The following is a 10,544-nucleotide window of genomic DNA, read 5'->3' on the forward strand; positions in this document are numbered from 1 at the left end:
TATCAAATACAGCGACGAAATGACATTTTCCAGAAACGGATTCTTTTTTGGATGCTTTCTTTTCTTGATACATGTTTTCATATTTGAGTTTTTATGCGGGGATATCTTTGCGACGCTATCTACGACACTATTTTTCTTTTATCTCTCTTTATGCATATGGGGTTTCGCTTATTTAAACAGCATCCTCAAATATTTAGAAAATGATAAAAAATTTATATTTAACGGCGTGCTCTTAGGGATATTTCTATTTTCACCATTTATTTATCTATGGGTCCGCCGTTTTCGGTAATAATTAAAAGAAGTTAAGGTGTCCGGTGTTTGTAAAACGTCGAAAAGAGACTCTTCATAAATATTACTGATTACGTATAAAGAAAATCTTATAAGCGGTCTTAAAGTATGTGTTTGATAAATAAGACCGAGCCTGTCATTGACACTATTAGTCGATATCCTATATAATTTTTTACGGTAAGTCGTTTTTAATAGGGGGTAAGAGAAGCTATATGGATTTTAATATATGGCGCTTTATACTAGATACACTTGAAGCTGCCGGCGTTATTGGCGGGTATGTTTCGATTTCAATTATTAGTGTCAGCTTGATTACATATGCATCACGAGGAAAGCTTTCAGGAAACAAGCTAATAGGTTCGAGTGGCTTTCATCCGATCATCGGAGCGTTATTAGGGCTTATACCTGGGTGTGGGGCAACCATTGTGGTTTCTTCTATGTATAAAAACAATAAAATATCTTTCGGCGGATTACTTGCTGCATTTATTGCAACACTGGGGGAGGGTTCCTTTGTACTTTTAGGAGCTTCCGACGAGGCAAGTGTGTCCGCAAACCTGCAAGCATTTTTAATCGTTAATTTGGTCGGCGCATCTGTTGCTGTACTATCCGGTTATCTCGTTGATAGTTTAGGCATAAGCATCCCCGTGCGTGAGGTTTCAGAAAATGTAATGCAACATGGTCACCATAAAAGTGGCGCTTTGAGTCTATCCCAAATTATTGTAGATTACATAGGATTTTATCTCATCCTCGCATTCAGTGCCTTTATGCTTCCCGGGTCACTTATGGCTTTGTGGGGTGGAAATCTGTCAGGGTATGATTCTCTGTTTGATCGGTCTGCTATTTTGATTACGATTATTTCAATCATTTATTATCTCTTCTACAAATTTACATATATAGAACATGACTGCTCTCATGACAATGGTTTTAGAGCATCCTTGGAACATGCCGTTTCAGACATTTCCACTGTCATTGTTTACGTCTTTGCTGGACTATTGATCGCCAACTATACTATCGATATTTTGGTGGGACCAGCAACCTTTGATGCATGGATGGCTTCCTCGGCTTTTGTTGTTGTAGCCGTTGCCGGAATCATCGGAGCGACTCCAGGTTGTGGTGGTATGATATCTGTTGCAGTCGCTTATTTAGCTATCCCCAATTTCCCGATAGCTGCCCTAATAACAGCAGGCATCGCAACAAGTGGAGACGGCATTTTTCCATTGCTCGTATCCAATAGAAAAGCCGCATTAGTCATAACCGCCTTGGGTTTGGTTGTTTCTTTGATGGTAGGGTATGGTGCATTGGCTATAGGTATTAGAATCTGATTTATCCTATTGTTAAAATAAATGATGATTTAAATTTTATAATGAACAATTAAGGGACATCTATTAAGGTGATCCCTTTTTACGATTATAAAAGGAAGTTAGGATGGATACCGAGGAGGTAAAATTCAAGATCAAAAAAAACAATCCGTTTACTTTACCAAGTGTTACTATTATATATGTTAGTCATCTTGATTTTGTTGCTTTTATAATTTATAGAAATAATGAATATCAGAGAATCGCGATACATAAGTGCAGTCGTGTTATTCAATGGAGTGTTATAAATGTTTAAGAATATATTGACAAAGCAATGGCCGCTCTTGCGCAAACGGTTTCAAAAAGCGTATACTTATTTCAATCATATAAATCAATTAAGTCCTCAGGACGTAAAAAAATAGAAGTTATTATTTAATACAATATAAACTTTAATAAAGAGTTATCACAAATCTTTAAAAACCAATTCGGACGCATAATCAACACCACCAGCGGCGTCAAGGATCAGCCGGCACTAGGCGCGTACTCTGCATCAAAAGGAGCCTTGGACAAGTTGGCCAAAGACTACGCAAGTGAACTGAAAGGAAAAAACATTGCGATCAACGCCTTCGACACCGGCTGGATAAAAACAGAAATGGGCGACGAAGAAGCATCAAGCGAACCCGAAACAGTCATCCCTAGAATGATCATAGGCGCCATTTTAAAAAATAAGAGTTGTTTCATTTTAAAAATAATGTAAAAGAACCAATGGTACCGTATCCATAATGTGTTAAGATAGAAATAATACTTATATAGGTGTGAGTAGAAAATGGCAAATTATAATGTTAATAATACGACTGTCAATTCTTTGTTATCACTGATTGATGAAAAGAGAATTGCGATACCAGAAATACAGAGACCATTCGTATGGAAAAGTGCAAAAGTTAGAGATCTTCTTGATTCGCTTTATAATGATTATCCAGTCGGCTATATTATTACATGGCGAAATCCTGATGCCCGTCTTAAAAATGGCGAACTTTCCGAAGGCAAGACGATACTTATCGATGGTCAACAACGAGTAACAGCTTTAATGACTGCTATTTCAGGACAGAAAGTCGTTGACAAAAAATATAACAAGAAAAAGATCCCGATTGCTTTTGATCCGATAAACGAAATATTTGAAGTATCAAACCCAGCCATAAGGAAAGATAAGCACTGGATCCCTGATATTTCTTATATCTTTAGTGAAGACTTTTATTTATTTGAATTTGTTGAAGATTATTGCGAAAAAAACAGTGAGATTGATAGAAATACATTAAGTAAAATATTGCATAAACTAGAAAGTATCAAACACAGTTCAATGGGAGTCATTGAATTCTCTCATATAGAGGTCGTTGCTGATATTTACAATGATCAGAACGATGAACAGGTGACACCGGCAGATGTAAAAACATGCTACTTGGAAAACAGGCAACCGATCGAAAAGGCGTTTGTTTATTTAGAGGATGATCATTTTGACCACAGGGGTATAGGGTCACGACAACCTCGTCATAATTAATGAAACTTGGACGTAATGATCCTTTTCACTGTGGCAGCGTAAGGAAATACAAGAAGTGTTGTCTGAATAAAGACTAAATTATGAAAGCCCAATAAAACAATCATATTTAGAGGGAAAAGACTCAATCGCTTATTTACGTGATTGAGTCTTTTTTACACGTAAACTTCTATTAATAAACAAACAAGTCGTAGTGCCAACATTTAGCATTAAATGACTCAGTTTGTTAAGTTTGCCTTTTTCAGCATTGATACTATGGCTATCTCATGAAAAATTTCTATTCATTATAAAATTAAGTAATTTTAATTATACCCATTGTGTTTGTTATATTTTTTTAATGAAAACGACCCACTCCTTTGTTAAAATATAATGTAGTGAAAATAATCACAAAAAAAAGGGAGACGGATTATGAAAAAGAATATAGTTTTAGGAAGTTTGTTAAGTATTTCTCTTATGTTAGGTGGGTGTAGCGAAACAGACGAGCCTGTTTCAGACGAAACGAGTGATACTGATGTATCTACAGATACTGAATTAACCAGCAATGAAGAAGAGTCAAGCGATGCTGTTACATCTGCGACATATCGAGAATACACAGATGTGGAAGAGCTTGAAGATAGCTATGATGTTATTATTGTCGGTTCAGGTGGCGCAGGCCTTTCAGCGGCTATTGAAGCCAAAGATGCTGGAGCAAATCCAGTTATCTTTGAAATGATGCCTGTTGCTGGAGGGAATACTAAAAAAGCGTCTGCCGGAATGAATGCATCTGAGACAAAATTTCAAGAAGCTTTAGGTATAGAAGATTCCAACGAAGCGTTTTATGAAGAAACGTTTGCTGGCGGTGGAGAAACGAATAATGAGGAGTTACTGAATTATATGGTGGATAATTCAGCTGATTCCATTAACTGGTTAGATTCTATTGGTATTACGCTGGATAATTTAACAACGACCGGCGGAATGAGCGTTGAACGTACACATCGTCCTACCGATGGTTCTGCTGTAGGCGAATATTTAGTGAATGGTCTTTTGGATAATATTGAAGAAAGAGACATTCCATTGTTTGTCAATTCTCAAGTTACAGCTATTTTAGAAGAAGACGGAGCGATATCTGGCATAGAAGTGCTCGTTGATCAAACAGATAAACGAACAATTTCTTCTGAAGCGGTCGTCGTAGCCACTGGAGGATTTGGTGCCAACCCAGAGATGATTGTTGAAAACGATCCTGAATTAGAGGGGTTTGTTACAACAAACCATGAAGGAAGCACCGGGACTGGAATTGAGATGATTTCAGCACTAAGTGGTGATCTTGTTGATATGAGTGATATTCAAATCCATCCGACTGTTGAACAGTCTTCTGGGTATTTAATTACAGAGGCTGTGCGTGGTGAGGGAGCGATATTGGTCTCAAATGAGGGTGTGCGTTTTACGAACGAAATGGATACACGTGATAAAGTATCTGCAAACATTATCGCTTTGCCAGAGAAAAAAGCTTACTTGATATTCGATGATGGTGTTAAAGAGAGAGTGCTCGCTATTGAAAAGTATGCAAGTGAAGGCTTCGTTAAGTCTGCTGATACCATTGAAGAACTAGCTGAAGACATGGCACTAAATGCCGATAATTTGAAAGACACACTAGAGACATGGAATAATTCTGTGGCTGAAGGGGTGGACGAAGAATTTAACCGTACGACTGCTATGGATGAAGATTTGTCAACGGGTTCATACCATGCAATCGAGATTGCCCCGGGCGTTCATCACACTATGGGTGGCGTAAAAATTAACTCATTGACAGAAGTTCTAAAAACTGATGGAACGAAAGTTAATGGCTTGTATGCAGCTGGTGAACTAACAGGAGGGCTGCATGGATCTAATCGTATTGGCGGTAATGCAGTGGCTGATATTATTATATTTGGTAGACAAGCTGGGAAACAAGCTGCGACATACACCATAAACTAATTAAAACAGATTGAGGCGACCGACATGTGTCGGTCGCCTTGTTCCATATTATTCCCCACTCTAGATTTAATACATAAAAACGTAAGACTTTTCAAAATTATTCGTTTCAACTATGGAGAACACGAGGGTAACACTTGTGCTCTTCATAGTTTATTTTTTTTTAAGCAAACTCAAAAAGGCTTACACTTCCCATTTCTCTCTCTTTATAACTTAGAAAAGGAGTCAATGAATAGGGTGTGTGGGCTAGAGGCTATAAACGTTACCTTATTAATAATAAGATTACTTAGTATCGACGGTTGATATTACGTCAATATCTTGGACACTTGAAGCTGCCGGTGTTATAGGTGGCTATGTGTCACTATCACTTATTGGCGTTAGCTTACTTACATATGCTTCACAAGGAAAGCTATCAAAGTACAAACAAGTAGGGCCGAGTGGCTTTCACCCAATTATTGGAGCTTTATTGGGATTGATCCCAGGTTGCGTAGCAACGATTGTTGTTTCATCAATGTATAAAAATAAAAAAATATCCTTTGGTGGTTTATTTGCAACATTTATTGCGACCTTAGGAGAAGGCTCATTTGTATTACTAGGAGCTTCTGACGAGGCGAGTGTCGTCGCAAACCTTAAGGCATTTTTCATCGTCAATTTAGTTGGCGCTATTGCTGCTATTGTATTTGGTTATCTTGTTGATAGTGTAGGCATACATATCTCTGTAAAAGACATTCCAGTGAAAGCAACCCATGATAAACATCATAAAAGTCAGGAAATAACTCTATCAGAAGTGATCATTAAATATATTGGGTTTTACCTCATTCTTTCTTTCAGTCTCTTTCTGCTGCCTGGATCTCTAATGGCGTTATGGGGTGGTGATTTACCAGGGTATGATTCACTTTTTGATCAAGCAGCTATTCTGTTTTCGCTTACTTCTATTATTTATTACTTTATATACACATTTACTTCCAAAAGACAGAGCTGTTCTTGTGGCAATAACTTGAGAGAAGCGTTGGAACATGCCGTTATCGATATTTCTACAGTCATCGTTTATGTCTTTGCCGGACTATTGGTTGCTAATTATATTATTGATATATTGATTGGACCAGAGACCTTCGATGCGTGGATGACCTCATCAGCTTTCATTGTCGTAGCTATTGCTGGTATCATTGGCGCAACACCAGGTTGTGGCGGGATGATATCCGTTGCGGTCGCCTATTTAGCAATCCCTAATTTCCCGATAGCCGCATTAATCACAGCCGGCATCGCAACAAGCGGGGACGGTATCTTCCCACTATTAGTATCCAATAAAAAAGCAGCGATAGTCATTACCGCATTAGGTCTGCTGGTTGCTTTGATCGTGGGGTATGCGTTATTGGCCTTAGGTATTGAAATCCAAAGTAGTTTATCAACGTTTGAAAGATGAATAATATAACTAGGTTAGCTATAAATAAACTATTACGGATATTGTAGTGTTTATAACAAATATGCAGATGAAAAATTAATACAAAAGAACCCTTGACCGTTTCTATCTTGAACACTTTTACAACAAAGTGCTCGAGAAAGCGGTCAAGGTTTTTTTGAAGAAATAATACATTGTTATAGTATTACTTGTTTGTTTAAATGAAACACAGTGCATAAGCGCTTTCTTTGTATTATACTGTACTTAGAAGTATATAAGCAGGAAGGAGCCTTTTAATGATTAATATAACAGTGAGTCTTGATCCTGAAGATAAGAAACTAATTGAAGGGCATGCGCGCTTAAAAAGCGTATCTATTTCAAGTTTGATCAGAGATACTATGTTAGAAAAAATTGAAAACGAGCTGGATTTAGATTTATTTAATCAGACGATACAAGAATACAATAAAAATCCAAAAAGCATATCATTCGAAGACATGCTTAAGGAGCTATCTGATTAGTACCAAACAAGGTTAAAAATATTTTAAATATTAGGAGTAAAAAGTTACGGCCAAACAACATAGTGGTGAAGAAAAGAAAATTAAAAAGCAGTTCTGGACGGGTTACGCCTTATTTTTAAGTATTACAGGTATCTTGGTGCTTGTTTATCTTGTATTAAGTACATTGAATTTCTTTGGTTAGAAGTTCATAAATAAAAACATAATTACGTCTGATGCTTCAAGAGATAAATCTAATATTCAAATAATAACGTCCATATTTAAATGTATTCAAGGAGAATCAAAATGGCACTACTTCAGAAAGAATTAAAACTAACCAAATTCAAAGACTTACTGACCATGCAATTAACCTTACCTCCATATCAAAGACCATATAGCTGGAGCATAAAATCAACCGCTACCTTGTTTAATGACACGTATGAAGCCTTTAAAGAGAGTATCGATGAGTACCGTTTGGGCTCAGTAATCTTACATAAAGATGGACCCGATCAATATAATATTGTGGATGGTCAACAGAGACTTACCACTTTATCTATTCTCCTTTATTGTTTGAATGAAAAAAGGTTAAGGCTGCTTGAAGAAAAATATGATAAGCAATCGAACGAAGCCATTACTAGAAATTTTAGAGTTTTAAATAGAAAAATAAATGACTTATCTAATGATGAATCACAAAAATATAAAGAGTATCTCTTAAATCAATGCACTGCCGTACAAATCGTTACAGATAATGAACAGGATGCTTTTCAATTTTTTGATTCACAGAATTCACGAGGAAAAGAATTAGCTCCTCATGATCTATTGAAATCTTATCATCTACGAGAAATGAATGGTGAAGAAGAGCAGACAAAAATCAACATTATTAATCAATGGGAATATATTGATCAAGATATTTTAGATGATTTATTTAAAAATTATTTGTATCCTTTGACTCAATGGTATCGAAGAAAAGACGGATTAGGATATTCTTCAAGTAACATTTCCTCTTTCAAAGGTATCAAAGGAAACAATAACTACAATTACTCAATTTACCATAAAGCAAGCAACCTGTTTGTAGAACAATTTAATGCGAATGGCACTAAAGAACTTCTTTCTTCGAATTCTTTAAATCAGTTTCAATTAACCCAGCCTCTTATCTCTGGAACTAGGTTTTTTTATTATACGCTTCATTATGAACGAATGTTAGAAACCGTTCGAAAACGAATCAACCAATTTCACAATAAAGAAGAAGTCCCCAGTAAGCGTTCAGGAGATATTTACATCAAACAATTATATGAAACGGCCTTACTATTTTTTGCTGATAGATTTGGCACTGAGAGTTTAACTAAACCCATCATGCAAGTGCTTTATACATGGAGTTATTCTTTGAGAATAGTCATGTATGCTGTCTATCCGCAGACAATCAATAAATACGCCTTGGGTCAACATGATCGAATAAATAATGGCATCGATATGTTCACAGCCATTAGTGAAATGGATGATCCTGAAGAATTAAAATTGATTGTGCTTGAAAAGCCAGAGGGTGTTTTTAATAACGAAGATAAATATAGAGAGATGTACGAATTTATTTATAAAAAGAATAGGTGGTAAAGAATGAACGATGATTTAGAAATAATATCAGTCTCAAGTATTTTGAATAAATATAATTATCTTGTACCTATATATCAGCGGAATTATGCCTGGACAGAAGTTCAAATAGTACAGTTAATTGAGGATATTGAGAGTGCGATAAAAGATGATACGGATCATTACTTTTTAGGGAACTTAATTGTTAATAGGACAGATAATAATATGTATGAGGTCATTGACGGGCAACAACGATTAACAACCTTGTACCTTCTCAAAAAATATTTAGGTATGATCTTCTTAAAAGACTCATTAAAATTTGAAGCAAGGGAGAAATCAAATCGTACACTTCGACATTTACATGATAGCAACTCATTAGAATTAAATAATGATTTAGCGGCACCAGAAATTTTAAATGGTTATAGTATTATAGAAAATTTCTTTAAAGTTAAAAACATTGATAAAAATATGTTCATTAAAAAAATGGAAAGTGTTTATTTAATTCAAATTCAAGTGCCGCAGAACATAGATTTAAATCACTACTTTGAGATCATGAATACGCGGGGAGAACAATTAGAGCTACATGAGATAGCTAAAGCTAAAATACTCGAGAAACTAGAAAATGATAGTGAAAGAGCAACGGCCGCAATGATTTGGGAGAAGTGTTCTGATATGAATGCCTATGTACAAATGAGCTTTGATACAAGTATACGAAAAGAACTTTTTACAGATGATTGGGCCAAGTTAAACAAATCAATCACTAATTTTGATGCTATTAAAGATAAAGTTTCAAGTAAGGCAGATTTTGAAGATAAAAAAACATTAAAAGATATTCTTGAAAAAAATGATTTGGAAAGTACTAAAGAATATCAACCGGATATCGAGAATCAACGGTTCGAATCGGCTGTTTCTTTTCCTCACTTTTTGTTGCAGGTGAATGCCGCCATCAAAAAGAGCGGTGAAGAAGATTCTAGTTTGGATGACAAACACTTTCTAAATAATTTATCATGGACATGGTCGTCAGTAGAAAATGCAAAAGAATTTTTGTACCATTTATTAAAATGTCGCGTTTTGTTTGATAAGTATATCTTGAAACGGGAGTTTGCTAGAGATTACAAAGAAACAGGTAAATGGTCTCTACAGCGTTTGGAGAAATATCGAGACCCCAAAAAAGGAACGGACCAACCTCAATATATCAGTACATTAATTGATACAAACAAAATTAATCAAAAATTAAGAACCTTAGAAGCCTGTTTACGTGTTACGTATACCTCACCAAAGACGATGCATTGGATCACCCTTGTTTTATCTGAACTATTAGCCAATGAAGAAGTCAACATTATTACTAAATTGGAAAATTATTGCAAAACAAAAGTTGATAATAGCAATTACCAAAACAAACAAGGCTTTGGTATTGAAAGAATCGTATTCACTTACCTTGATTATTTACTCTATAGGGACGGGTATACCTATCAGGAAAAGAACATATTAAACCCATTACAAGACGATTGGCAATTCCAATTTAGAAACTCTATAGAACATTTTCACCCTCAAAATCCAGTTGAAGTGGCACATTGGGAAGAAGATGATCTGAATAGTTTTGGTAATTTAGCATTGATAACAGTTTCTGGAAATTCTAAATTCTCTAACTTGCCACCTGATGGAAAAATCCATTCGTATCCAAGTATAATGAATCAAAGTTTGAAGTTAAAAATCATGGAAAAAATGACATTAATAAATGATGGTAAGTGGACAGAGAAAAAAGCTCAAGAACATGAAAAAGAAATGTTCTCACTACTGAAAAAGAAAAATATATAGAGCTATAAATTATTAACGTCAGTTGTGAATGTTATTTTCATCTCTTAAACTTAACAAGAATTATAAAGTAACTAGCTGACAAAGCAAAAGTATGAAATATCTATAGAAAAATTAAAGATAACGATGATATTTACTATGTTGACATTAATTAAATACTAGTGAACTCT

Annotated in this window: 9 protein-coding genes; all 9 read left to right on the forward strand. The window is 35.3% G+C overall.

What is annotated here, in order from left to right:
• Positions 1 to 500: 500 nt before the first annotated feature.
• The 9 genes from AKA01nite_RS01660 to AKA01nite_RS01700 all read left to right on the forward strand — a co-directional run bounded on the left by AKA01nite_RS01660 (position 501) and on the right by AKA01nite_RS01700 (position 10,377).
• Positions 501 to 1,607 carry a putative manganese transporter gene (locus tag AKA01nite_RS01660; RefSeq protein ID WP_146923152.1) on the forward strand — a complete coding sequence of 369 codons (1,107 nt, stop codon included), beginning with the start codon at positions 501 to 503 and terminating at the stop codon, positions 1,605 to 1,607.
• Positions 1,608 to 2,022: 415 nt separating this feature from the next.
• Entirely contained in the window at positions 2,023 to 2,337 is a 315-nt protein-coding gene (locus AKA01nite_RS01665) for an SDR family oxidoreductase (RefSeq protein ID WP_146923154.1), read from the forward strand.
• A 69-nt stretch (positions 2,338 to 2,406) separates the two neighbouring features.
• Positions 2,407 to 3,135, forward strand: a complete 729-nt coding sequence (locus AKA01nite_RS01670; RefSeq protein ID WP_146923156.1) for a DUF262 domain-containing protein — start codon at positions 2,407 to 2,409, stop codon at positions 3,133 to 3,135.
• A complete protein-coding gene (locus AKA01nite_RS09500) occupies positions 3,135 to 3,212 on the forward strand; it encodes an SEC-C metal-binding domain-containing protein (RefSeq protein WP_146923187.1) in 78 nt (25 codons plus the stop codon). The genes AKA01nite_RS01670 and AKA01nite_RS09500 overlap by 1 nt, the downstream gene beginning before the upstream one ends.
• A 328-nt stretch (positions 3,213 to 3,540) precedes the next feature.
• The gene (locus AKA01nite_RS01680; RefSeq protein ID WP_146923158.1) at positions 3,541 to 5,085 is read left to right on the forward strand and encodes a flavocytochrome c; all 1,545 of its coding nucleotides are present in this window, start codon (positions 3,541 to 3,543) and stop codon (positions 5,083 to 5,085) included.
• Positions 5,086 to 5,425: 340 nt separating this feature from the next.
• A complete protein-coding gene (locus tag AKA01nite_RS01685) occupies positions 5,426 to 6,505 on the forward strand; it encodes a putative manganese transporter (protein ID WP_281282430.1) in 1,080 nt (359 codons plus the stop codon).
• A 272-nt stretch (positions 6,506 to 6,777) separates the two neighbouring features.
• Positions 6,778 to 6,999 (forward strand): type II toxin-antitoxin system RelB family antitoxin, encoded by a 222-nt coding sequence (gene relB, locus AKA01nite_RS01690; RefSeq protein WP_146923162.1) that lies wholly within the window; start codon positions 6,778 to 6,780, stop codon positions 6,997 to 6,999.
• A gap of 282 nt (positions 7,000 to 7,281) precedes the next feature.
• Positions 7,282 to 8,583 carry a DUF262 domain-containing protein gene (locus AKA01nite_RS01695; protein WP_146923164.1) on the forward strand — a complete coding sequence of 434 codons (1,302 nt, stop codon included), beginning with the start codon at positions 7,282 to 7,284 and terminating at the stop codon, positions 8,581 to 8,583.
• Between the two features lie 3 nt (positions 8,584 to 8,586).
• Positions 8,587 to 10,377: a DUF262 domain-containing protein gene (locus AKA01nite_RS01700; RefSeq protein ID WP_146923166.1), complete on the forward strand. Its 1,791-nt coding sequence runs from the start codon at positions 8,587 to 8,589 to the stop codon at positions 10,375 to 10,377.
• Positions 10,378 to 10,544 lie beyond the last annotated feature (167 nt).

The organism is Alkalibacterium kapii (genome assembly GCF_007988865.1).
GTDB lineage: Bacteria > Bacillota > Bacilli > Lactobacillales > Carnobacteriaceae_A > Alkalibacterium > Alkalibacterium kapii.